At 64.0% G+C, this 23,288-nt stretch carries 21 protein-coding genes; 14 read left to right on the top strand and 7 right to left on the bottom strand.

The annotated features are described in order from the left end of the window. The first annotated feature begins 212 nt into the window (after positions 1 to 212). From AB0L63_RS05575 to AB0L63_RS05605, 7 genes are all read left to right on the top strand, one after another. Positions 213 to 2,135, top strand: a complete 1,923-nt coding sequence (locus tag AB0L63_RS05575) for a CocE/NonD family hydrolase (RefSeq protein ID WP_364495019.1) — start codon at positions 213 to 215, stop codon at positions 2,133 to 2,135. Between the two features lie 136 nt (positions 2,136 to 2,271). Then, positions 2,272 to 3,108 carry a nitrilase-related carbon-nitrogen hydrolase gene (locus AB0L63_RS05580; RefSeq protein WP_364495022.1) on the top strand — a complete coding sequence of 279 codons (837 nt, stop codon included), beginning with the start codon at positions 2,272 to 2,274 and terminating at the stop codon, positions 3,106 to 3,108. 16 nt (positions 3,109 to 3,124) lie between these two features. Then, positions 3,125 to 4,546 (top strand): dihydropyrimidinase, encoded by a 1,422-nt coding sequence (gene hydA / locus AB0L63_RS05585; protein WP_364495024.1) that lies wholly within the window; start codon positions 3,125 to 3,127, stop codon positions 4,544 to 4,546. Positions 4,547 to 4,599: 53 nt separating this feature from the next. Further along, on the top strand, positions 4,600 to 5,637 hold the full coding sequence (locus AB0L63_RS05590) for a TIGR03842 family LLM class F420-dependent oxidoreductase (RefSeq protein WP_364495027.1): 1,038 nt from the start codon (positions 4,600 to 4,602) through the stop codon (positions 5,635 to 5,637). Between the two features lie 220 nt (positions 5,638 to 5,857). Beyond that, the gene (locus tag AB0L63_RS05595) at positions 5,858 to 7,081 is read left to right on the top strand and encodes a cytochrome P450 (protein WP_364495029.1); all 1,224 of its coding nucleotides are present in this window, start codon (positions 5,858 to 5,860) and stop codon (positions 7,079 to 7,081) included. A 293-nt stretch (positions 7,082 to 7,374) separates the two neighbouring features. After that, positions 7,375 to 8,145, top strand: a complete 771-nt coding sequence (locus AB0L63_RS05600; RefSeq protein ID WP_364495033.1) for a phosphotransferase — start codon at positions 7,375 to 7,377, stop codon at positions 8,143 to 8,145. Between the two features lie 106 nt (positions 8,146 to 8,251). Beyond that, complete coding sequence (locus AB0L63_RS05605) at positions 8,252 to 9,070, top strand: NAD(P)H-binding protein (protein ID WP_364495036.1); 819 nt, start codon at positions 8,252 to 8,254, stop codon at positions 9,068 to 9,070. A gap of 237 nt (positions 9,071 to 9,307) precedes the next feature. Here the strand turns inward: AB0L63_RS05605 and AB0L63_RS05610 are convergent, their stop codons facing one another. The 3 genes from AB0L63_RS05610 to AB0L63_RS05620 form a co-directional block, all read right to left on the bottom strand. Next, positions 9,308 to 10,078 carry a MerR family transcriptional regulator gene (locus AB0L63_RS05610; protein WP_364495039.1) on the bottom strand — a complete coding sequence of 257 codons (771 nt, stop codon included), beginning with the start codon at positions 10,076 to 10,078 and terminating at the stop codon, positions 9,308 to 9,310. 12 nt (positions 10,079 to 10,090) lie between these two features. Next, the gene (locus AB0L63_RS05615) at positions 10,091 to 10,957 is read right to left on the bottom strand and encodes an alpha/beta fold hydrolase (protein ID WP_364495042.1); all 867 of its coding nucleotides are present in this window, start codon (positions 10,955 to 10,957) and stop codon (positions 10,091 to 10,093) included. 237 nt (positions 10,958 to 11,194) lie between these two features. Then, positions 11,195 to 12,619, bottom strand: coding sequence for an FAD-dependent monooxygenase (locus tag AB0L63_RS05620; protein WP_364495045.1), 1,425 nt, complete (start codon positions 12,617 to 12,619; stop codon positions 11,195 to 11,197). A 47-nt stretch (positions 12,620 to 12,666) separates the two neighbouring features. On the opposite strand from AB0L63_RS05620, the gene AB0L63_RS05625 reads away from it, so the two are divergent. The 5 genes from AB0L63_RS05625 (at position 12,667) to AB0L63_RS05645 (ending at position 17,614) form a co-directional block, all read left to right on the top strand. Then, positions 12,667 to 13,002, top strand: a complete 336-nt coding sequence (locus AB0L63_RS05625; RefSeq protein WP_364495047.1) for a helix-turn-helix domain-containing protein — start codon at positions 12,667 to 12,669, stop codon at positions 13,000 to 13,002. Between the two features lie 567 nt (positions 13,003 to 13,569). Further along, entirely contained in the window at positions 13,570 to 14,883 is a 1,314-nt protein-coding gene (locus AB0L63_RS05630; RefSeq protein ID WP_364495050.1) for an aspartate aminotransferase family protein, read from the top strand. A 98-nt stretch (positions 14,884 to 14,981) separates the two neighbouring features. After that, entirely contained in the window at positions 14,982 to 16,517 is a 1,536-nt protein-coding gene (locus AB0L63_RS05635) for a glycosyltransferase family 39 protein (RefSeq protein ID WP_364495053.1), read from the top strand. 13 nt (positions 16,518 to 16,530) lie between these two features. Further along, positions 16,531 to 16,905: an arsenate reductase family protein gene (locus AB0L63_RS05640; protein ID WP_364495056.1), complete on the top strand. Its 375-nt coding sequence runs from the start codon at positions 16,531 to 16,533 to the stop codon at positions 16,903 to 16,905. 28 nt (positions 16,906 to 16,933) lie between these two features. After that, entirely contained in the window at positions 16,934 to 17,614 is a 681-nt protein-coding gene (locus AB0L63_RS05645) for a TIGR00266 family protein (RefSeq protein WP_364495059.1), read from the top strand. A 214-nt stretch (positions 17,615 to 17,828) separates the two neighbouring features. Here AB0L63_RS05645 and AB0L63_RS05650 read toward each other — a convergent pair whose 3' ends face one another. Then, on the bottom strand, positions 17,829 to 18,338 hold the full coding sequence (locus AB0L63_RS05650) for an NUDIX domain-containing protein (protein WP_364495669.1): 510 nt from the start codon (positions 18,336 to 18,338) through the stop codon (positions 17,829 to 17,831). 76 nt (positions 18,339 to 18,414) lie between these two features. Between AB0L63_RS05650 and AB0L63_RS05655 the strand changes: the two genes are divergently transcribed. Then, on the top strand, positions 18,415 to 18,792 hold the full coding sequence (locus AB0L63_RS05655) for a nitroreductase family deazaflavin-dependent oxidoreductase (protein WP_364495061.1): 378 nt from the start codon (positions 18,415 to 18,417) through the stop codon (positions 18,790 to 18,792). A gap of 54 nt (positions 18,793 to 18,846) precedes the next feature. Here AB0L63_RS05655 and AB0L63_RS05660 read toward each other — a convergent pair whose 3' ends face one another. The 3 genes from AB0L63_RS05660 to AB0L63_RS05670 all read right to left on the bottom strand — a co-directional run bounded on the left by AB0L63_RS05660 (position 18,847) and on the right by AB0L63_RS05670 (position 21,271). Then, positions 18,847 to 19,497 (bottom strand): slipin family protein, encoded by a 651-nt coding sequence (locus AB0L63_RS05660; RefSeq protein ID WP_364495064.1) that lies wholly within the window; start codon positions 19,495 to 19,497, stop codon positions 18,847 to 18,849. Between the two features lie 544 nt (positions 19,498 to 20,041). Next, a complete protein-coding gene (locus AB0L63_RS05665; protein ID WP_364495066.1) occupies positions 20,042 to 20,860 on the bottom strand; it encodes a helix-turn-helix domain-containing protein in 819 nt (272 codons plus the stop codon). Between the two features lie 126 nt (positions 20,861 to 20,986). Beyond that, the gene (locus AB0L63_RS05670) at positions 20,987 to 21,271 is read right to left on the bottom strand and encodes a helix-turn-helix domain-containing protein (RefSeq protein WP_364495069.1); all 285 of its coding nucleotides are present in this window, start codon (positions 21,269 to 21,271) and stop codon (positions 20,987 to 20,989) included. Between the two features lie 583 nt (positions 21,272 to 21,854). On the opposite strand from AB0L63_RS05670, the gene glnA reads away from it, so the two are divergent. Then, positions 21,855 to 23,288 carry a type I glutamate--ammonia ligase gene (glnA, locus tag AB0L63_RS05675; protein ID WP_364495672.1) on the top strand — a complete coding sequence of 478 codons (1,434 nt, stop codon included), beginning with the start codon at positions 21,855 to 21,857 and terminating at the stop codon, positions 23,286 to 23,288.

Below are 23,288 nucleotides of genomic sequence, written 5' to 3' on the forward strand. Positions count from 1 at the left end.
GTGTATCGCATCGGTCGATGCTGAGCGGATCATTCCATCTCGAAGCCTCCAGCGGAACGAGATGCGTATTGCGACTGTGTGGCAATGAAAATCCGCGGATGCGTGCCGACTGGTCGGATAGCATAGCTGCGACGGAGGCGCATCTGATCGGCAAACTGGTTCGGCACGTATCGACTCTCCGGTGACATGGCCTCCATGGGAGGTGCATCGACATGTCCGGGTATGTATTCGGGGTTCTTCGCTGGTGTACTGCGGTGGCTTGTGTCGGCATTCTGGTGGGTGGTTGCACGACGAGCACCGATACGAAATCGACCTCGCAAACGGGTACCTGGCCGCCGAATGACGACCGTGGCCACTGTGCTGTCGACAAGCAGGCCGACGTCCCGGCGACGATGCGCGACGGCACGGTGCTGCGTGCCGACGTATACCGTCCGCAGACCAGCGATTCGGTGCCGGTGCTCCTGATGCGCACCCAGTACGGCAAGGCCGCCGCGCAGATCCAGCCCTCGCGCTATCGCACTCCCGACTGGTTCGCCTCGCACTGCTATCTGGTGGTCATCCAGGACATCCGCGGTATCGGCAGCTCCGACGGCACATTCACCGAGTTCGGCAATGACACCCACGATGGCTACGACACCGTGGAATGGGCCGCGCAACTGCCCGGTTCGAACGGCAAGGTCGGCATGTACGGCTCGTCGTATGTCGGTGCGACACAATGGCTCGCCGCCATCGAGACGCCGCCGCATCTGGCCGCGATCGTGCCCGCGAATACTGCCTCCGACTATTACGACGGTTGGACCTACGAAGGCGGGGCCTTCCGGCTCGGCTTCGTCGAACCATGGGCCATGGGCACCATCGGCCTGGAATCCGCCGAACAACGACGCGACAAGGCCACCGCCGACCAGCTGCGCACGGATAAGCAGAACACCACTTCGTGGCTGAATTACCGTCCCTACCAAGACTTTCCGCCGCTACAGCCGAATAATCCGGCCGTCGCACCGTGGTACTTCGACTGGATCCGCAACTCGACGCGCAACGACTACTGGAAGCAGTGGAGCATCCGCGACCGCTACCCGAATGTGCGGGTGCCGGTGCTCGATATCGAGGGCTGGTACGACGCATTCCTCGCGGGCGGCATCGAGAACTTCACCGGAATGGTCGAGCGCGGCGCCGCACCCGCTCGACAAAACCAGCGATTGGTGATCGGTCCCTGGGACCACCTCGGCTGGGGACGACCCACCTCGATGATCGCGCCCCGGCTCGAGCAACTCGGCCCGGTGGGTGACAGCCCGATCAACGAGCTGATGCTGGCGTGGTTCGACCACTTCCTCGAGGGCACCGGTAGCGGTGTTGCGGGCAAACCCCGCGTCGACTACTACCTCATGGGTGCCAATCGCTGGAAGTCGGCATCGAATTGGCCACTGCCGCAAACACAATGGAAGGAATACTTCTTCGCCGATAGCGGCGCCAACGGCGCTGCCGGACGAATCGGCAAACTTGTCGAGCACGCGCCGAGCGGGCCGGCCGCAGTCGACCGCTATGTCTACGACCCGGCGTCACCCGCACCGAGTATCGGCGGACATTCGTGCTGCTCGGTCGGATCGGGTCCGCAAGGCCCGTTCGACCAGACCGCGGTCGAGCAGCGTTCGGATGTGCTCACCTACAGCACCGATCCGCTGCGCGCCGAGACCGAGGTCACCGGCCCGATCACCGTGAAACTATGGGCCTCGTCCACCGCGCTGGATACCGACTTCGTCGCGCGGCTGGAGGTCGTCGGACCCGATGGGTCGACCGTCAACCTCAACAATGGCATCATCCGTGCCGCGTTCCGGGATTCCCTGTCGGATCCGACCCCGTTGGTGCCCGGCCAGCCTTATGCGTTCACCATCAAGATCTGGCCGACCAGCTACCAGTTCAAGGCAGGCGATCGGATCCGGGTCGCCATCAGCAGCAGTGACTATCCGCAGTATGCGCCGAACCCGAATACCGGTGAACCCTTCGGCGACAGCGCCCGGACCCAGCCCGCGACGCAGACGATCTACAAGGATGCCGAGCACCCGTCATCGGTGGTCGTGCCCATCATCCCGGCCGATGCGGCCGGGTCGACCAGCTTCGATATCGAGCCGGGATCCTAACCGCGGCGAACGCGACGGTAGGTGGGGCCGTGATGGTCGCGGGTGCGTGCGGCGGTGAGCGAGGTTTACGGCTACGAAACTGTTTCCGCAATCTTGTAACACAACCGAATTTTATTTCGGTGAAGTATAACCAAGCATGGGAATCGTTCGAGCGGCGCTCGTCCAGACAAACTGGACGGGTGATAAAGAGTCCATGATCAAGGCGCATGAGGACTACGCACGCCAGGCCGCCGTGCAGGGCGCCGAGGTGATCTGCTTCCAGGAGTTGTTCTACGGTCCGTACTTCTGCCAGTTGCAGGACACGAAGTTCTACGACTACGCGGAATCGGTGCCGGGCCCGACGACGGAGCGATTCACTGCCCTGGCCAAGGAATTAGGCTTGGTGATGATCCTGCCGGTATACGAAAAGGAACAGCCTGGGCTGCTCTACAACACCGCGGCGGTCATCGATGCGGACGGCAGTTACCTCGGCAAATACCGAAAACGCCACATTCCGCAGGTCAGCGGGTTCTGGGAGAAGTTCTACTTCCGGCCCGGAAATCTGGGCTGGCCGGTCTTCGATACCGCGGTCGGCAAGGTCGGCGTCTACATCTGCTATGACCGGCATTTCCCGGAAGGCTGGCGCGCCCTGGGCCTAGCGGGCGCGGAAATCGTATTCAACCCCTCCGCGACCTCGCGCGGCCTGTCCGGATACCTGTGGAAGTTGGAGCAACCGGCCTCGGCGGTCGCCAACGAATATTTCATCGGCGCCATCAACCGGGTCGGCATCGAGGAATACGGGGAGGACGATTTCTACGGAACCAGCTATTTCGTGGATCCAGAAGGTAAATTCGTCGGAGAGGTCGCCTCGGATACCGATCCCGAACTGGTGGTCCGTGACCTCGATATGGATCTGATCAAGGTGGTGCGCGACCGCTGGGCGTTCTATCGCGATCGCCGCCCCGACGCCTACGGACCGCTGGTGGCTCCCTGAGTCTGGTGATATCGATATGACGAAGATATTCATTCACGGCGGCACGGTGGTCTCGGCCACCGGATCGCAATTGCTCGATGTACTCGTCGACGGTGAGATCATTGTCGCCGTCCTGCAACCCGGTGCCATCGCATTGGGCGCGAATCTCGCCGAGTCCGCCGATATCGTCATCGACGCGACCGCCAAATATGTGATTCCCGGCGGCGTGGACGGCCATACCCATATGCAGCTGCCCTTCGGCGGCACCGAGGCCTCGGACACCTTCGAGACCGGTACCCGCGCCGCCGCCTGGGGTGGTACCACGACCATTGTCGACTTCGCGGTGCAGAAGCCGGGGGAGCGGGTGCAGGACACCCTCGGTCTGTGGCACGAGAAGGCCGCGGGCAACTGTGCGATCGACTACGGCTTCCACCAGATCATCGGTGAGGTGAACGACGAATCCCGCAAGGGGATGAGCGAATTGGTGGCCGAAGGTGTCACCAGCTTCAAGTTGTTCATGGCCTATCCCGGTGTCTTCTACTCCGACGACGGTCAGATCCTGCGGGCCATGCAATCGGCCGGCGAGCTCGGCGCGCTGCTGATGATGCACGCGGAGAACGGCATTGCCATCGATGTGCTGGTCGAGCAGGCGCTGGCCCGCGGTGAGACCGCGCCGTACTACCACGGTGTCACCCGGCCGTGGCAGCTGGAGGAGGAGGCGACCCATCGCGCGATCATGTTGGCGCAGTTGACGAATGCGCCGCTGTATGTCGTCCATGTATCGGCCGAGCAGGCGATGGAACAGATCGCGATCGCGCGGGGCAACGGGCAGAACGTCTTCGGTGAAACCTGTCCGCAATATCTGTACCTGTCGCTCGAAGAGCATTTGGGCGCACCAGGTTTCGAGGGGGCGAAATGGGTGTGCTCGACGCCGCTGCGCGCGAAGGCAGAGGGGCATCAAGACGAGCTGTGGCGCTATCTTCGCACCGGTGATGTCACATCGGTGAGCACCGACCACTGCCCCTTCTGCATGAAGGATCAGAAAGAGCTGGGGCTAGGCGATTTCAGCAAGATCCCGAATGGCATCGGCGGCGTCGAACATCGGATGGATCTGATGTTCCAGGGCGTCAAAAACGGGCTGATCGCACTGGAGCGCTGGGTCGAGGTCTGTTGCACCGCTCCGGCGCGCATGTTCGGGATGTATCCGCACAAGGGCGTCATCAGTCCGGGCGCCGACGCCGACATCGTCATCTATGACCCGAACGGGCACACCAGCATCGGGTTCGACAAGACCCACCACATGAATATGGATCATTCGGCGTGGGAGGGCTTCGAGATCGACGGACACGTCGACACGGTGCTCTCGCGCGGTCGCGTGATCGTCGACGACGGTGCCTATCTGGGCAGTGTCGGTCACGGCCGGTTCATCGCCCGTGAACTGTCCCAGAATCTGATCTGACTCGAATGGCCTGATTCGACCGGCAACGGCCTGATTGAAATGGAGAGTGCCGCATGGATATCGGTGTGGTGCTGCAATGCACGCCCCCCGCCTCGCGGGTGGTCGAACTGGCCAGACAGGCGGAGACATACGGCTTTTCACATGTATGGACCTTCGACTCGCACCTGCTGTGGCAGGAGCCCTACGTCATCCACAGCCAGATTCTGGCTGCCACCCGCAAGGTGGTCGTCGGCCCGATGGTCACCAATCCGGCCACCAGGGACTGGACGGTAACCGCGTCGACCTTCGCGACGCTCAACGATATGTTCGGCAACCGCACCATCTGCGGGATCGGCCGCGGTGACTCCGCGGTGCGCACGCTCGGCGGCAAACCGACCACCCTGGCGACCCTGCGCGAATCCATCGAGGTGATCAGGGAACTCGGCAACGGTCGCAGCGCCCGCCTCGGCGACACCATGGTGCGCTTCCCGTGGGCGAGCGCCTCTCGGCTCGAGGTGTGGGTGGCGGGATACGGTCCGCGCGCGCTCGCGCTGACCGGCGAGGTCGCCGACGGATTCATTCTGCAACTCGCTGACCCGGATATCACCGCTTGGACGATCGCCCGGGTGCGGGCGGCCGCCGAGAAGGTGGGGCGCGCGCCCGGAGCGGTGAAGGTCTGTGTGGCGGCGCCAGCCTACGTCACCGATGGGTCCGATGCCGCGACGGCACATGCCCGGGAACAGTGCCGCTGGTTCGGCGGCATGGTCGGCAATCACGTCGCCGATATCGTCGCGAAATACGGCAGCTACGGCGATATTCCGGCCGCGCTCACCGACTACATCGCAGGTCGTCAGGGCTACGACTACAACGAGCACGGCCGCGCGGGCAGTACCCATGCCGAATTCGTGCCGAACGCCATCGTGGACCGCTTCTGTGTGATCGGCACGCCCGATGAGCAGTTGGCCCGGCTGCACGAGCTGGAGAAGTTGGGTGTCGACCAGTTCGCGGTCTATCTCCAGCACGATGCCAAGACCGCCACCTTGGCGGCGTATGGGGAGTCGGTGCTGCCCAGGCTGGCGCATCCGGTCACGGCGACGGCCGAGGTCGAGTGATGGTGACCTCGTCGGAATCAACTGTGGTAGTCCGGCAGTGATGATCTGGCGGTGTTAGTCGGGGGGTTTCCTGGGCGGTGCGCGCTGGGAGAGGCTAGGGTCGGCCGCGTGCCGATCCGAGTAGTGGCAGCATGACGTTGGCGTTAGTGCGCCAGGGATGCTCGAAGCGGCGAACAATGTTGTCGGAGTTCCTGTTTCACGCGCGTCAGGAGTCACGAATTTGACCACTCCCACCGGTTCGTCGGCCGCCGTCGACGGCTCATCTATTGCGTTGTACACCGCCGAGTTCGCTGCGGATCCGCATGACGCCTATCGCGAGATGCGCCGGCGTTTCGGTTCCTTTGTGCCGGTGGAACTGGCGCCGGGGGTGCCCGCCACCTTGGTGATCGGATACCACGAGGCGGTACGGATCCTCAACGATCCGGAACACTTCCCGGCCGATCCCCGGGTCTGGCAGGAGAAGGTTCCCGACAGCTGCCCGGTCAAGCCGTTGATGAGGTGGTATCCGGGGCCGCTGCGCAGCGCGGGCGTAGCGCATGCCAGGTATCGGCAAGTCAATGTCGCGGCGATCGATGGAGTGAACTTGTACAGTCGGCACGCCGCTGTGGAGAGGATGGCCATCCCGCTGATCAACACCTTCTGCGGGGCAGGCGAGGCCGACTTGCTCAGCCAGTATGCGTTCCCGCTGGTCTTCGCGGGCCTCAACGACATGTTGGGTTGCCCACCGGAACTGGGCATCCGGGTCGCGACCGGCATGGCGCACCTGTTCAACTCCGTCGACGACAACGCCGGTCTGGGCATGGCGATGCTCAGCGAAGCACTACTGGAGCTGATCGCATGCAAACGAGCTGAGCCTGGCGACGACATCGTCACACGAATGGTGCAACACCCCGCGGATCTCGATGTGGAAGAGACCCTGGCGAACATCATCACCCTCTACGGTGCGGCATTGGAGCCGCAGCAGAACCTGATCGTCAACACGCTGCTGCTGATTCTTACCGACGACCGGTTCGCAGCCGATGTGCTCGGTGGCAGCCTGTCGACACGCGACGCACTCGATGAAGTCTTGTTCACCGATCCACCGGTAGCAAACTTGGCCACCACCTACCCGCGGCAGCCGATCCTGATCGATGACACCTGGCTGCCTGCACACCAGCCGGTCCTCATCAGCTTGTCCGCTTGCAACAACGACCCTGCGATCTCCGGCGACTTCCTCGGTAATCGTTCGCATCTGGCGTGGAGCACCGGGCCGCACGCGTGCCCTGCGACGCGGTTGGCGTCATTGATTGCCGAAGACGCCATCGACCAGTTGCTCGATGCGCTACCCGAGATGCGGCTGGCCATCCCGGCCGAGGAATTGACCTGGCGGCCGGGGCCGTTCCACCGAGCGCTGGCGGCGCTGCCAGTCGTCTTCCCCAAGTCCCCACCATTGGACGTATTGTAAGAATAGTGCCGTGCCGTTGACTTCGGACTGATTCGTGTTGCTGGCCGAATGTGAAAGATGAACGGTCCGGCCAGCTTCCATGAACGACGCGGCGGCCGTTCTGGTTGGTGGGAAGGTTGTGGCGGTCCGCCAGTGGGGGCGGTGGTGACAGCTTTGGTGCGCCGTGGCGATCGGCCAACTCGCGCATCGACATTCGGTGCTCTCGGCAGCGGATGCCGGCTTCTCTGAACTACTCGCTTCTGAGGCGCGCGCGGCCCGAATGCAGTGATCATCTATGCCGTAACGTCGGGAGCGTGGAGTTCTCTGAGGGATGGGATAGCTTTGCTGCGCTGATCGACGGTTGCTGGGTCGAGCGCCGCCCGCGGCGACCAGAGGTCGCGGACCAACTCCGGCGGGAGACTGAACTGATGCCTTGGCTGGCACCTCTGCTGCCGCTGCAGGTGCCGATCCCATCGATGGTGAGCGAGACGCCATTGGTAGTACGTCATGCGCTCGTGCCTGGTAAGGCAATCGTGTCGGCTGATGTCGAGCATGGGCTCGCGATTGGAAGATTTCTTCGCGCCCTTCACGCCAGTCCCGCGACCGAAGCGGTCCGGCACGGCTTGCCGCCAGCGGAGGAAACCAGGAGCAGCCGGGTAGCGACAATCAGCCGTTTCCGGGCTGACGTGATGCCGTTGATTCCAGCGGCTCAACGAGATTCGGCACTAGCGGTCCTCGACGCCGCGCGGAAATTCCCGGCGGATACGGTGGTCCACGGCGACCTTGGACCTGAGCATGTGTTGGTGGACGGAGGTCGTCTTGCTGGGGTGATCGACTTCGGCGACGTGCATCTCGGTGATGCCGCGAACGATCTAGCTTGGCCACTATACGGTGCATCGACAGATTTTGCGGACGCTGTCGCCGACGCGTATGGCCTCACCGCCGACCTCCGTCGGCGTGCGCTGATTTGGCATCAACTCGGGCCGTGGCATGAAGTCACCCACGGCATGGACATTGGTGACGACGGCGTTCTGCAAAGCGGTTTGACGGGGTTGCTCGAAAGGCTGAAACGTTTCGCTGGATGAGGTCTCGCGTTCCTGCGAGCCGATCTCGATTGGACAGCGCGTATGCCGACGTTCGGGTGTCGGAGCAGACTGGAGGACGGCCTTGAACCAGTGTGGGAGGAGCAGTATGAAGATCCTGGTAACAGGAGCGACGGGAAACATCGGCCGCAAGGTCGTCGACCATCTCCTGACCATGGGCGCGACGGATGTGCGGGTGCTGACGAATGATCCACGGCGAGCGGCACTTCCGGACCGGGTCGAGGTGATCTCGGGTTACCTGCGCAGACTCGACAGCCTGCCGACTGCCTTCGAGGGTGTCGACTGCATGTATCTGGCTCCCACCCCGGATACCGTCACCGAGGTCCTCACGCTGGCGCGCGCGGCGGGGGTACAGCGGGTCGTCGATTTGTCCGGCGAGCCCGAAAGCTGGTGGGGCAGCGTGACAGAGGCCGTCGAGACGAGTGGCCTGGAGTGGACACATCTGTGGCCGGGAGACTTCATGGAGAATGCCAGGATCTGGGCCAAGCAGATCCGCGACACCGGTGCGGTGCGGGAACCATATCCGAGCACCGCCAGCGCGCCCATCGCCATGGACGACATCGCCGAGGTAGCCGCCACCGCGCTGCTCGGGGACGAGCATGCCGGCAAATCCTACAGCCTGGCCGGGCCAGAGATCCTGACGCGCACGGAACTCGTCCGGCAGCTGGGCGTGGCGCTCGGCCGCGACATCCCGTTCATCCCGGTGTCGCGCGACGAGGCGGTCGAGGTGTTCCGCTCCGAGATGGGTGACACCGCAAGCTGGTATGTCGACAACGTGCTCGGCGGCATGGCCGAACACCCGGTTGCTCCGACAGATTCGGTCTCGGAGATCATCGGCCGTTCCGCGACCACCTTCGCCCGCTGGGCGGCCGACCACGTGGGAGATTTCGCCGAGGCCGCGACATAGTGAGAGCAGCCGGAATCCCATCGTAGACAACGTCTTCTGGACGACTCGATCGCCCCGGGTAGGACCAAGGCTGAAAAGACCCTTCAGGGTTTCAGAGTGGCGTGTTGAGACGGGCTGTCCGTTGCCGGTTGAGGTGACGTGGGTCGTGTGGACTGAGCAGGACTGCGTCAGATATGTAGCAGAACGTCAGGTCGATCTTCCGCTGGATTTATTGGCGCAAGTCAGATTTCGACACCCCTACGATGCGTCTATTCGCTCGAGCTTGGTCCAGCCGCTCCAGCCTCGCTTCTTCAGCAGCTCGATCAGTCGGCGGGCCGGCGGCCAGGTGTCGAACGCCAGCGTGTCCAGCAGTTCGACCAACAGTGGCTCGATGTCGGGCTCATTGAGATAGTCCTCGCCCTGTTCGTCGGCTATCAGCGTGATATACGAGGCCATCTTGTCGGCCAACTCGGCAAGCTTTCGGTCGTCGGTCCGATCCAGAGCCTGGCCCAGCGTGCGATAGAAGTCGATGAGCTGCGGGTCGGCGATCTCCTTTCGCTTGCGTGTGATCCACTCCGGGACCCGCTGGGGCGAACGCGCGACCAACGGGATCCAGCCGTCGCGTTCGACCTGGACGATCCGCTCATCGACCCCGAGCGTCCGCAGTTGGTCGAGAAATTCGATCAGCTCCGGAGGCAGTGCCAGGTTGTCCCCGGCAGTGAGGCGGGCGATCCGCTTGCGGAGCCGCTGCCGCTGCCTGATCTCTGCCCGCAGCTGCCTGTCGATGTCTGCGACCGACGCCGCGAACTCCTCGGCGTCGGCTTGGAGGAGCTCCCGCACGCGCGCCAATGGAACCCCGGCCTCGGCGAGCGTCCGGATCCTGATCAGCTCGACCACAGTAGCGGCGTCGTACCTCCGATAACCGGAGTGATCTCGTTCTGGTTCCGGCAGCAGCCCCTTGGCGTGATAGTGCCGCACCGCTCGTACTGTCACTCCGGCGTACAACGCCACCTCGCCGATGGTCAGCATTTGACTAGTCTCCTAGACCTGGGAACTATGACGAACTGGCCGGGCAGGCTGGGCCTGCGTGTTCCGGATGATCCGGGCGATTTCCTGGGCGTGGGTGACAAGCAGCCCGTGACCGGCGTCGAGCCACGATGTGGAAATGTGCGGCTGCTCGCGGACCAGCCGCTCGATACCAGCCCGCCAGTTCTGATTGCGCCATGGTGCACGCCCTTCGCCGCTGTCGCCGGCCATCGATGTCGACATGATCATGCTGATCGGACGATCAATCTTCCGATACCGGTCCAGGATTGCAGAGCGCACTACATCCACCTCGAGATTCAGGTCGAGCATTTCCTGTGCGGTGAGCAGCACCTGACGCGGGGTGCCTTCGCTACCCTCGATCCACGTCGCCAGGCCGTCGAACATTGCGCGGAACTCCGGCAGGTCGGCCTCGGTGATGAATGGTTCGGGCACCGGGTTCGCCCCGTCGATGAGAACCATCTCCGTGACGATGCCGGGATGCTCGGAGGCATAGTGCACGACAAGGTCCGCGCCGAGCGAGTGGCCCACGAGCATGGGCGCCGAGGGCAGGTCGAGGCGTCTCACCTGCGCCATCACAGCGACGAAATCACCCAGGAACGCCTCGAACGAGTACTGGTCGGCGCCCGTGGAGACGCCATGACCCCGCAGGTCGAAGGTCACCACGTCATGATCGCGCCGCAGCAGCGTGATCAGCTCATGCAGATCAGCCTGTGTCGTGAGGAGTCCGGGGCACAGGATCAGCAGTCGTCCCCGACCGCCGCGGGATACCGGAATCGTGACGCCGCCGCGGCGGACCGTGAAGTAATTGGTTTTCGCAGTCATGCCGTCAATCCTGAGAGGTTGACCCTGCGTCAGGGTCAACTGTCGAGGCGCTGTATCCATGACCAGGACCCCAAGCAACTGAAAGAACGTTTGAATCAGGTTGATGGGCAGAACATCTCAACTCATGCTGGCCCGACGCTACGACGCGCACATCAAGACTCTCGGCAACCAGAAAGCAGCCGAATCCGCACACTGATCACGTCCCGTCGAGGCGACTACTGGATCTGCTCGAACTCGGCTCGCGTCAGACGTCCGATTCTGTGGCCAGGGGTGCGTTCACCGATCGGAACTACCCGACGCCTCGCGCTGAACCCATTGGGCTGAAACAGCTTGCGTCAGTGACGCGACGTCCGAGCCCGCCCAGCACACATACCCATCAGGCCGCACCAGTACGGCCTCCACGTCCAGGTCGCGCTGTGTCACCACGTAATCGATGTGATCCGACCACTGCGCGAGGCATGCCCGTAGCCGGTCTCCTCTCGCCAACAGAACCGCACGCCCAGTCCTTTGCTCGAGGCCGGGCAGGCGCCGCCCGAGGAGAGGATGTGGCTCTCCCGGCAACGGGTAGCGAATATCGAGCCCGGACATCATGCCCGCGACAAACTTGTTGGCTTGCGGCAGTTTCAGCAACTCCTCGACAATCGTGCGCAACGCCAGATTCTCCTCATCGGGCATGAGCAATACGCTCTGGGCGCGAGTGTTCGCCAGCACCCGCGCGGCCACAGGATGCCGTTCCGTCTGATAAGTATCGAGCAGGCCATCCGCAGCCCAGCCCTTGACCTCGGCAGCCAGCTTCCACCCCAGATTGAAGGCGTCCTGCATTCCGAGATTCAGCCCTTGCCCGCCCATTGGTGAATGGATGTGCGCGGCATCCCCCGCGAGCAAGACGCGGCCGTGGCGATAGGTCGAGACCTGTCGTGAGGCGTCGGTGAAGCGAGAACCCCAACGAATATCGCTCGCCTTCACCTCGGAGCCGAAGGACACCGCGAGCGCCCTGTCCACCTCGCCTATGGTGATCGGCGCGTCCCGGGAAAGATCACGCTGCTCTGGGCCATAGAAAAGAAATCGATATACGTTCTGTCCGATCGGGGCCAGATAACCTTTGCCCAACCGAGAGGGCGACATCTCGGGTATCGACCAAGAGGTCGGTACGGGTCCGGTCAGTGTGAGGTCCGTGACTGCCATACGCAACCGTCCGTCCAGCCCAGGGAACTCGATTCCAAGCAACTCCCGCACCGTGCTGCGCGCGCCATCACAGCCGACAAGGTAGCGGCCGCGCAGCCGCTGGGAACCCGCCATCGCGACAACCCCCTCCCCGTCCTTGGCGATCTCGGTCAGCTCGTGGCCGCGCAACACGATGGCACCCAGATCTGCGGCTCTGGCCTCCAGGATCGCCTCCACGCGCACCTGGGGGATGCCGATCATGTATGGGTGCGGGGTGTCCCAAGCGCTGAAATCGAGCCGCAATCCGGCGAAATGCCCAGCCGGCACGCGCTGGATCGCTTCATCGCTGACGCGGTCGAGCAGTCCACGCGACTCGAGGAGTTCCGCGGTACGCGGTTGCAGCCCGAGCGCTTTGGATTGCCCGCTCGGTTCGTTCAGCCGCTCCAGCACAACTGTGGATACTCCAGCCAAGCCCAGCTCTATGGCGAGGGTCAGCCCGGTAGGCCCAGCTCCGACAATGATCACATCGACGTCCATGCCGCGACGGTAGACCCTGAGGTGTCCCTTACTGCAAGGATAGGAACATGAACCACCCGTTGGATCCCGACATGTTCGCGAACTGTCTTCCGCTCAGACCTCCGATCCAGATCGGCGGAAAATGGACGGCGAAGATCGTGGTGTGCCTCTCGGACGCTCCCCGACGATTCTCAGAGCTGGAAACAGTCCTTATCGGGATTACTCCAAAGGTTCTCACCGAATCGCTACGCGCGATGCAGGAATCCAAGCTGATCACCCGGACCACCTATGACGAGCACCCACCCCGAGTCGAATACGCGTTGACACCACTCGGCCGATCCCTACTCGAGCCAATCGCCGTCGCCTGCCGGTGGATAGACCATTTCGTCAAGGAAAGTGCATGAAAAGTCTTGTTTCTTCCGTCCAGTACTGCACAGATACGTTGGATGCCTCGAAATTGAAGTTTCTCCCCGGAAGCAAAGCGCTTCGCGTTGGACGCTGACGCGACAGTTGTATTTTGTTGTGCTGCAGGAGGGGTGATCCCGCGGTCGGTTGTTGCACAATGTCGTCGAGTGCGTATATCGGGACCGAGAAGCAGCGACCGCGTGGCGGTGAGGCAACAAGCAGAACGCGGGGCAGGACGGCTATTTCGCCGCTGATATGCCAGCCGAGGCGATCATCCGGCTTCCGGGCCCGTGAGGCGACCTGCTCGACGGTCCATGGTCTGTCCGTGCGTATCGACCGGACGCAATGAGTACCTGGCCGCGGTCGGGCGATGGCGACGCATCGAGGCGAGCAGTTGTGCCGTGGCTCCGGGATGCGCGACGGCCTAGCCGAGGACTTCGGACCTGTGTGGAATCACCGGCGGGACAATTCTTGTCACAGACCGTGCCTCCAGCCGCGCGGCCGCCGCAATCGGGCTATGGTGCCACAGTGCTGTTATATCCAGGTTCGAAGGGAGAATTCGCCCCATGAGCGGGTCAGATCACGTCTTCTATCCCTGGAGCGCCCAGGCGACCCTGAATCCGGTGCCGGTCGTCGGTGCGTCGGGCTCGTGGTTCTGGGAGGAGAGCGGCAAACGCTACCTCGACTTCTCCTCCCAGCTGGTGAATGTCAATATCGGCCACCAACACCCGGATATCGTCGCGGCCATTGTCGATCAGGCACAGAAGCTCACGACCATCTCACCGACCGTCGGCAACGAGGCGCGCAGTGAATTGGCCAGGCTGATCGTCGACCGCGCACCGGGCGAGCTGAGCCGGATTCTGTTCACCACCGGTGGCGCGGAGGCCGTCGAACACGCGGTGCGGCTGGCCCGTAGCTACACCGGCCGCACCAAAATGCTTTCCGCCTACCGCTCGTATCACGGTGGCACCGGCGTCGCGATCGGGCTGACCGGTGAGCCGCGGCGCTGGGGTGCGGAGCCGACCAATGTCGACGTGGTCCGCTTCTTCGGGCCGTATCCCTACCGATCCCCTTGGGAAACAACAACTCCCGAGGAGGAGACGGCGGCGGCGCTGCGGCATCTGCGCCAGGTCATCGAACTGGAAGGGCCGCAACACATTGCGGGGCTGATCCTGGAGACGGTGGTCGGCACCAACGGTGTGCTCGTGCCGCCGCCGGGCTATCTCGCTGGTGTCCGAGCATTGTGCGACGAATTCGGCATCGTCTATATCGCCGATGAGGTGATGGTCGGATTCGGCCGGGTCGGTGAGTGGTTCGCGGTACAGGCCTTCGACGTCGAACCCGACATCATCACTTTCGCCAAGGGCGTGAATTCCGGTTATGTCCCGCTCGGCGGCGTGCTGATGGCAGAACGGATCGCGCAGCGCTACGACAATACGGTGTATCCCGGCGGACTCACCTACGCCGGACATCCCCTCGCCTGTGCCGCGGGCATCGCCTCGATCAATGTCTTCGAACGCGACTGCATTCTCGACCATGTCCGCTCGGTCGGCGCTGATGTGCTCGGAAAGGGGCTGGCGGACTTGGCATCTCGCCATCCCAGTGTCGGTGAGGCACGCGGTCTCGGATTCTTCTGGGCGCTGGAGCTGGTGCGCGACCCGCAGACCAGGGAACCGTTGATTCCGTTCGCCGCTGCGGGTTCGGCCGCCGAACCGATGAACCGGGTCACCGCAGCCGCCAAGGAACGTGGGCTGTGGCCGTTCAACGCGGGCAACCGCTTTCAGATCGCGCCGCCGCTCACCACGACGGCGGACGAGCTGCGCACCGGATTGGATATCGTGGACGAGGTGCTCGGTATCGCCGACGAATACGTGCGGTGATGGGACGTCGCGCGGACCACCCCCGGGCGTAGTCCCTGCGACGACCATTTCCCGCTAGATTCGAGGTGTCCACCTCGGAACTCCCTCCAGGAGTTTGCGTGACCGATGCCGAAGATCGTCAGAACCTGACTACCTCGCCCGAGGGGCGTCCGGCGCTTGCGGTCGTTGGCGTCGGCGCGGTCGCGGCAATGGCGCTTGCGGTCCTGCTGTTCTCCGCAAGTCGGTACGACTACTTCGGCGATGAGCTGTACTTTCTCGCGGCCGGGCGACGGCCCTCGTTCGGCTACGCCGATCAGGGGCCGGTAGTACCGATGCTGGCGCGCCTGATGGATACGATCGCGCCGGGTAATTTCTTCGTGCTGCGGCTGCCGATGGTGGCGCTGACCGCGCTCGGCGTCGTGCTGTGCGCGGTGATAGCGCGGGAGCTCGGCGGTGGACGCATTGCGCAGATCTTCGCCGCGATCGCTTACGCGACCTCGCCGTTCCTGCTGCTCCAGGGCAAGATGCTGACGACCAATGCGGTCGATACCGTGCTCTGGGTGATCATCACCTGGCTGGTCGTGCGCTGGGTGCGAACCCGCCGCGATCTCCTGCTGCTGTGCGCGGCCCTGGTGACCGCGGTCGATATGCAGGTGAAATGGTTGATCCCGTTCTTCTGGGTCGGCGTCACGGTGGGTTCGCTGATCTTCGGTCCGCGCGAATTGGTGCGGCGGCCGCTGCTGTGGCTCGGCGCGGCAATCGTGGTGGCGGCGACGATACCGTCGCTGATCTGGCAGGCGCGCCACGATTGGCCGCAGCTGGCGATGGGCAAGGTGATCATCGGTGAGCAGGACATTCTCGGCGGACGATTGGCATTCATTCCGCTCGCCGTGCAGCTGGTCGGGTATTTCGGCGCGGTGCTGCTGATGTACGGCGTGTGGGCGTTGCTGTGCCACACCTCGCTGCGGCCGTACCGGTTCCTCGGGGCGACTCTGCTGATACTGGTCGCCATCTTTCTGATGATCGGCGGGCGGGTCTACTACATGGCCGGGATGTACGGCGTGGTGCTCGCCGCGGGTGCGGTCGGTCTCGGCGAATCGGCGGGTCTACTAGATCCCGCTTCGCGTCGCTGGGTCACTGGTGCCGGTGCGGCACTCGCCGCGGTGGCCACGGGCTTTGTGCTGTGGTCGACTCCGTGGCGGGACGCCGCACAAGTCCGGCCGCCCGCCAGCACCTCCGAGGCAGCCATCAATATCGGCGTCTACGGCGAATTCGGATGGCCGGAACTGATTTCCGGAGTCACCAAGGCTTACGACTCGCTCACCCCGGCCGAACGCGCCGACGCCATCATCGTCACCAACACATATTGGCAAGCCAGCGCCCTCGACCAATTCGAGCGCGCCAACCTGCCTCCGATCTATAGTCCCAGCCGCGGTTTCAGATATTTCGGATCACCTCCTGGCACCACGTCCGCTGTCGTCGCCGTCGGTATCGACGATGACTTCCTGCACTGGGATTTCGACAACTGCGCACCGGTCGCCAAGGTGGACAGCCGAATCGGCTACCCGTGTAACACTCAGGACGTCACGGTATGGACCTGTACCGGCCTACGCCATCCGTGGTCCGAGGTGTGGCCGACCTGGATGCACCTGTAGGTACGCTGCGAGCATGACATCTGGGCAGACCGAGATCTGGCACAATCCGCGGTGCAGCAAGAGCCGCAATGCCACCGCGCACCTCGACGAGGCGGGCGTGGCCTACACGGTCCGGCGCTACCTCGACGATCCGCCGACCGCGACGGAATTGCGGACGGTGCTGCAGCGGCTGGGCGTCGAGCCGTGGGATATCACCCGAACCGGTGAGCAGATCGCCAAGGAGCTTGGCATATCCGGCTGGGGGCGCACCGCCGCCGACCGGGGGCGCTGGATCGACGCGCTGGCCGCGAATCCGCAGCTGATCCAGCGGCCGATCGTGCTCACACCGGACGGCGGTGCGGTCGTCGCGCGCGACGAGAATACCCTGGAATCGCTGGACCCTTCGTAGCCCGAAATAGCCGGTAGGGTCGGCATTTATGAAAGTACAACTGCGTCATAGTCCGGCCTCCGCGGTCGCGCGGTGCTTCCTGGCCGGAGGCGAGCCGATGCGGGTCGAGAGCGGCGCCATGGTCGCGCATTCGGCAGGAGTTTCGTTGCAGTCCAAGGCCGAAGGCGGCATTCTCGCCGGGCTGAAGCGTTCGGTGCTGGCCGGCGAATCATTCTTCGTCTCGACCTTCACCGCACCGCCGCAGGGCGGCTGGGTGGATGTGGCGCCCGCACTGCCAGGTGACATGCTGAATCTGCGGATCACCCCCGATCGCCCGTTCTTCATCAGCCGCGGCGGCTGGATCGCGAATTCGCACGGTGTGCAGGTGGAGGGCAAATGGAGTGGTTTCGCGAACCTCTTCGGCGGCGAGGGCGGCTTCGGCCTGCGCGCGCACGGCGAGGGTGAGGTGGTTGTCGGTGTGTTCGGCGCGATCGATGTGATCGATCTGCAGCCAGGTGAGCCGATCACCATCGATACCGGCCATGTGGTGGCCTATGACCTGGCCATGAACTTCACCATCCGGCGCGCGGTCTCCGGGCGGTCCATCCAGTCGCTGAAGTCGGGCGAGGGGTTCGTCTTCGACTTCACCGGTCCGGGCCGGGTGCTGCTGCAGACCCGCAATCCGGGGGCTTTCGCGGCCTGGGCCGGCTCGGTGGCGTCCTCGGGTTAGTCACCCGTTTTCACGACTCACTTACCTGCCGGACACCTAGCGCATGCAGACTGCAAATTTCATATCGGGTCCAGCAAGGGAATGTACATAGAGCTCCTCGAAGTCGTCGCGAACCTCTGCACCCAGGTCATGGGTGTCATGAGCGGTAGCGCCGCCTGACAGATCGCAGACCCATCGGCCCATCAGGTCCTCGACCCGGTGGGCCGATGGCGTTTCAGGTCAGCAGCTGGTCGATGAGGATGCGGGTATCGGGGACGAACGGCCAGGTCGGGTCGGCCAGATGGGCGCGCAGTTCGGCATCGGTCCACCACCAGCCGTCCACGATCTCCTCGGGCTGATGACGGATGGGTCCGTCGTAGCGCAGCTCGTAGGCGAACAGATGACAGCGCATCGCTGCGCCCCGCCAGATGCCGTCCCAGGACGCGCTGGCCCGCAGGGGGAGCGGTGGCGCGTCGGCGGGGCGGACGATGCCGAGTTCCTCGGCGAGTTCGCGGACCGCCGTCTGTGCCGGAGTCTCGCCGGGATCGACGACACCGCCGGCAAGGCAGTCGTGCATACCAGCGAAGACCATCTTGGTATCAGTGCGGCGGTGCACGTAGACGCGTTCGCCATCGCCGGAGCGGACCAGTACGCCGGCACTCGCATGCCAGATGCCGTCGCGATAAACGGTAGCGCGGTCGGCCGCGCCGATTTCGCGGCCCGCGGCGTCATAGACCGCGATCATCTCCGGCTCAGGATGCACGAGCACCGGTCGAGGGTAACCTGGTCTTGCATGCCACCCTGAGAGAGGACCGCCCCAGATGGTGCTTCCGCGCACACTGGCTAAGTTGAACCGGCACGTGACGAATCCGATCCTCGGCCGGTTGGCCGGGAAGGTGCCCCCGATGAGCATGGTCGTCCACAAGGGGCGAAATTCGGGCCGCCCCTATCGAACTCCGGTGTGGGCGTTCGAAACCGATGGTGTCTACCGGATCGCGCTGACCTACGGCCGCAATGTCGACTGGGTCAAGAACATCACGGCCGCAGGCGGTTTCGAACTCGAGACCAAAGGCACCGTCGTGCTCCTCATCGATCCGGTGGTGGTACATGATGCGTCGGCGGCGTGGGCACCACCTGGCGTCCGCCAGGTGCTGAAGGTGCTGTCGGCGACGGACTACCTGCAGGCGGGTCCCGCCTAGCAGTCGGCGTTTTAACGCCGAAATCCCTTGTCCGCGTGGACAAGGGATTTCAGGTCAGATGCGCTCGCGCGGGTCGAGGATCACCTGAGTGCCGGGTGTGGTCGCGACCTGTAGGGTGCGCAGCCGTAGCAGTGCCGGGTGTTCCTCGAGCAGTCGCGCGGTATTGGCCAGCGACCGTAGTGCGGCCGCTTCCGCGCGGGCGCGTTCGATTTCAGCCCGGCCACGCTCCTTGGCGAGCACGGTTTCCAGTGCGGCCCTGCGCAGTTCGCCGGGCAGCATCAGGTCGCGGGCGTTGAGTGCGTCGACGCGCATGCCGAGTCCCGTTACGGCCATGCCGATTTCGGCGAGATCGCCGACGAGAAGCGTGCGGTCGGCGACGAGTTCGTCGAGGGAATGGCTTGCCACAGAGCGGCGCGCGGCATCCTGCACCGCCGCGTACAACACGCTGTCCGGGTACTGCGCACCTGTGGTGAACTCTTCCGGGTCGGTGACCTGCCAGTTCAGTGCATAGCTGACCCGCAGCGAGAGTCCGTCGTGGGTGAGCAGTTCCTGACCGCTGACATTCAGCAGCCGGGGCCGCATGTCGACGACGATCAGCGTGCAGCGCTTGGCATCGTAGCGGTGGCGTCCTGGCTCGAGCACTCGCTCGAGTGTGCCGTCGCGGTGGAGCAGCGTTCGCTGCCATGCCATAACCGTCGTGTACATGTTCACTCCTCCCGTACCGTGTGTCGTTGGCTGCCTTGTTGTTTCGGATGTCACCCGGTTCCGGTCACGGGGCCGCGGCGGGGGCGTCCCGCGGCCGTAGCCGCGGAGCCCGCAGAGCCGTTTGCCGTATCCGACCGGAACCGGGTGGCATCGCAGTGGGAATCGAACCCATCCAGGCTATGCGCCCTTCGCCAGGTGCGAGACCGAGTCCGACACGGGGAACGCGGTGCGGAGATTCCGGTGCGCCCCTTGACTCGGCCTGGAACAACCATAAGGTTCGCGGCAAGGGTGCGCGAATGATTTATCGCCGCTTCGGTTTAACGCCGGGTTTGGGGGCGGCGTTCGCTGCGTGCCGCAGCGACACGCGTTGCCGCAGCGACCGATTCGGCCTCGAGGCGGCGGTAGACGACATGCTCGCCGCGCGAGCGTCCAGGCGTTGTTGGTGACGAAGTACAGCACGATGGCCACCGGCAGCAATCGACGGCGGTCATATGGGCGAGCCCGGTCGGCCGTGCACGCAATAACTTGAACGATTCGGCTGGACCTACGAGGCGTCGCCGAGATCCCAATCGACGCGCCGACTCAGCGCCGATGGCGGCAGTCCGAAGGTGCGGCGGCAGGTGCGGGTCAGGTGAGAGCTATCGGCGAAACCGGCGGCGTGGGCGGCGGCGGTGAGATCGTCGCCGGAGCGGACGCGAGTGATCGCCACATGTAGTCGAAGCCAGAGTATGTAGGGCCGCATGGGAATTCCCACCTGTTCGGTGAACAGATGGGTGAGTCGGGCCGCGGAAAGGCCGACCCGGCGCGCGACATCCGCGCCGCGGATCGGTCCGTCGCCGACGAGGGACGGCAGCAGTTGCAGCACCTCGGTTACCGCCTCGTGGCGCTCATCCTCCATGCTGCGCGAATTGTCGCGTTCGAGATCGTCGACGACCTCGGCGACCAGTTCCGCGAGTGGTTCCCGATCCGGATCGATGGGCAGGGAATGTTCGCAGTCGGCCCACCCGTGAGTGTGGGCTCTGCGATCAGCCGCCGCGCCCGCAACGGATTCCGGATCGAGATAGATCGCGGTGCCGCGCTCGGTGCCAGCGTCGATGCGATGTGGTGCGTCGGCGGGCACGATGACATGTGTGCCGCGATGCCGAACGCCGCTCGCGTCCACCACGACCACCGGGGTACACGCGGCGACCACTTGGACAGCGTGATGGGCGTGCAATGTGGTGGGGTCGATGCTGCCGCCAAAGGCCAGTACGCCGGCGCGCAGCAAAGCCATACCCTCCCAACGCAGTTCACCGGGCGCCCCGGAGCCGTAGTGTGCGGATCGGGGCGAGGTGGATGCCCCGTTGGTAACCAGAGCCTTCATCATCGGATGCTCCCGGGTGACTGCGAATCCCGAATCGGATCCCTCATGGAGACTATCCCGGCCGACTGGCCGCTGTCAGGGTAACGGCGACGCGAGCGAGGAACCCGGTGATCAAGGGGCGAGCGGTCAAAGCCTGGCGCTCAGGGGGGGCGAAGGCGGCGTGTTCGAGGCGGCGGGCCAGGCGAGCCGCGGGCAGGGTAATTGCGTCGGCGGGGCGATGCGGGTCGAGGCCGATGAGTTCGGCACGCGGGACGGGCGGTAGGTGATCGTATTGCGGTGCACGCTGAGCTGGCGGGCCGTCGCCAACTGATTGAATCCGCTGTCGACGAAAACCTCGAGGGTGTTCCGCCAGCATCGGCCGGGTGTCGAGTGGCGCAAGCACGGACACCAGTCCGGGTCGGGCCGCACCACTGACTTCCACCTTGTATTCGAACTGCAAATCGGTTCTACGACAGAGGATTTCGCGGCAGGTCAGGCACCGGCCCAGTTCGGCCAGCACCCGCGCCTCGGCGAAGATCGTCGCAATCTGCGCTCTGCTCGTCGCCGCACCGACACCGACTCAGTAGGCGGCGCATGATCGGGCTGATGTGCGGGCAGTCGCCCGGTGGGACCGGTGGTCGCGGCGCTACCGTCGTCGCCGGGTCGCAGCGGGATCATGCGGTTCACTCGCCAGCGTTGAGCCGCGGGAAGACACCCGGAATCGCCTCGACCCGGCGGCGAGGTGTCGGTAAACAAATCGTTAACTTCCGACCGTCTCCGCCGCAGCCGCCACCGCTCGAGATCAGGTGGAACCGCGGCGGGGATTTCTCGGGCGATGCCGCCGCGGATTCGGGTCCGCCGTCGAGGGCAAAGTCGTATCGTGAGACTCGGCGAGCAGGACCTGCCGTGATCCGACGGACGGGTCCGGTCGTCAGGGGACGGTCGCCTCGCCATCCGCGGATACACCGTGCGCCGCGAAAGCGAGGAGCGAGCCGTGTTGGACGAGCGAGCAGCCTTGACTGCCACCACCGACGGAATTCTGGAATATATCTGCGCCAAGGAAGTCGAATACGTCGATATTCGATTCTGTGACGTTCCCGGTGTGCAGCAACACTTTTCGATACCGGCCGTCGCATTCGGGCCGGATCTGGTCGATAACGGGATCGCCTTCGACGGCTCGTCGGTGCGCGGTTTCCAGTCGATCCACGAATCGGATATGTTGCTGCTCCCGGATCTGCGCACCGCGCAATTGGACCCCTTCCGTGCCGCGACGACGCTGAATTTGAACTGCTTCGTCCACGATCCGCATACCCACGAGGCCTATAGCCGCGATCCGCGCAATGTCGCGCGCAAGGCCGAGAAGTATCTGAAGAGCACCGGCATCGCTGATACCGCTTACTTCGGGCCCGAGGCGGAGTTCTACATCTTCGACGCCGTGCGTTACGACACCAAGATGAACGGCGCCTTCTACGAGGTGGACTCGTCCTCCGCCGACTGGAACACCGGTGCCGAATTCAATCCGGACGGCACGATCAACCGTGGGTACAAGGTGCGCGCCAAGGGTGGTTATTTCCCGGTGGCGCCGTACGACGCCGACGTCGATGTGCGCGATCGCATGTGTACGAATCTGCAGAACGCCGGCTTCGAACTGGAGAAGGGGCACCACGAGGTCGGTACGGCGGGTCAGGCCGAGATCAACTACAAATTCAATACGCTGCTGGCCGCCGCCGATGATCTACAGCTATACAAGTACATCATCAAGAACACCGCATGGGCCGAGGGCAAGACCGTCACGTTCATGCCCAAACCGCTCTTCGGCGATAACGGCTCCGGTATGCATGTGCACCAATCCCTGTGGTCGAATGGCACACCGCTGTTCTACGACGAGGCCGGATATGCGGGCTTGTCCGACCTGGCTCGGCACTATATCGGCGGACTGCTGCGGCACGCATCATCGCTACTGGCATTCACCAATCCGACCGTGAACTCGTACAAGCGCTTGGTCCCCGGCTTCGAGGCCCCGGTCAATCTGGTCTACAGCCAGCGCAATCGCTCAGCGGCCGTGCGCATTCCGGTCACCGGCGCGAATCCGACGGCCAAGCGCCTCGAATTCCGCTGCCCCGACTCCTCGGGCAATCCGTACCTGTCCTTCGCCGCCATGATGATGGCCGGTATGGACGGCATCCGCCGCAAGATCGAACCCCCCGTCCCGATCGACAAGGACCTCTACGAGCTCACCCCGGAGGAGTCCGCCGAGGTCACCCAAACTCCGCCCAACCTCGAAAGCGTCATCGACCGACTGGAAGCCGATAACGAGTACCTGACCGAAGGCAATGTCTTCACCGACGATCTGATCGAGACCTGGATTCGCCTCAAGCGCGATGCCGAGATCTCTGAAATCAACATCCGACCGCACCCTTACGAATTCGAACTCTATTTCGACGTGTAG

It is taken from the genome of Nocardia sp. NPDC051990 (assembly GCF_040680755.1).
Taxonomy (GTDB): domain Bacteria; phylum Actinomycetota; class Actinomycetes; order Mycobacteriales; family Mycobacteriaceae; genus Nocardia.

Coding starts and splice junctions, on each gene's coding strand:
- AB0L63_RS05575 (WP_364495019.1), top strand. CDS start 213: ATGTCCGGGTATGTATTCGGGGTTCTTCGCTGGTGTACTGCGGTGGCT.
- AB0L63_RS05650 (WP_364495669.1), bottom strand. CDS start 18,338: ATGATCGCGGTCTATGACGCCGCGGGCCGCGAAATCGGCGCGGCCGAC.
- AB0L63_RS05605 (WP_364495036.1), top strand. CDS start 8,252: ATGAAGATCCTGGTAACAGGAGCGACGGGAAACATCGGCCGCAAGGTC.
- AB0L63_RS05645 (WP_364495059.1), top strand. CDS start 16,934: ATGAAAGTACAACTGCGTCATAGTCCGGCCTCCGCGGTCGCGCGGTGC.
- AB0L63_RS05665 (WP_364495066.1), bottom strand. CDS start 20,860: ATGAAGGCTCTGGTTACCAACGGGGCATCCACCTCGCCCCGATCCGCA.
- AB0L63_RS05660 (WP_364495064.1), bottom strand. CDS start 19,497: ATGTACACGACGGTTATGGCATGGCAGCGAACGCTGCTCCACCGCGAC.
- AB0L63_RS05610 (WP_364495039.1), bottom strand. CDS start 10,078: ATGCTGACCATCGGCGAGGTGGCGTTGTACGCCGGAGTGACAGTACGA.
- hydA (WP_364495024.1), top strand. CDS start 3,125: ATGACGAAGATATTCATTCACGGCGGCACGGTGGTCTCGGCCACCGGA.
- AB0L63_RS05630 (WP_364495050.1), top strand. CDS start 13,570: ATGAGCGGGTCAGATCACGTCTTCTATCCCTGGAGCGCCCAGGCGACC.
- AB0L63_RS05655 (WP_364495061.1), top strand. CDS start 18,415: ATGGTGCTTCCGCGCACACTGGCTAAGTTGAACCGGCACGTGACGAAT.
- AB0L63_RS05640 (WP_364495056.1), top strand. CDS start 16,531: ATGACATCTGGGCAGACCGAGATCTGGCACAATCCGCGGTGCAGCAAG.
- AB0L63_RS05580 (WP_364495022.1), top strand. CDS start 2,272: ATGGGAATCGTTCGAGCGGCGCTCGTCCAGACAAACTGGACGGGTGAT.
- AB0L63_RS05620 (WP_364495045.1), bottom strand. CDS start 12,619: ATGGACGTCGATGTGATCATTGTCGGAGCTGGGCCTACCGGGCTGACC.
- AB0L63_RS05590 (WP_364495027.1), top strand. CDS start 4,600: ATGGATATCGGTGTGGTGCTGCAATGCACGCCCCCCGCCTCGCGGGTG.
- AB0L63_RS05625 (WP_364495047.1), top strand. CDS start 12,667: ATGAACCACCCGTTGGATCCCGACATGTTCGCGAACTGTCTTCCGCTC.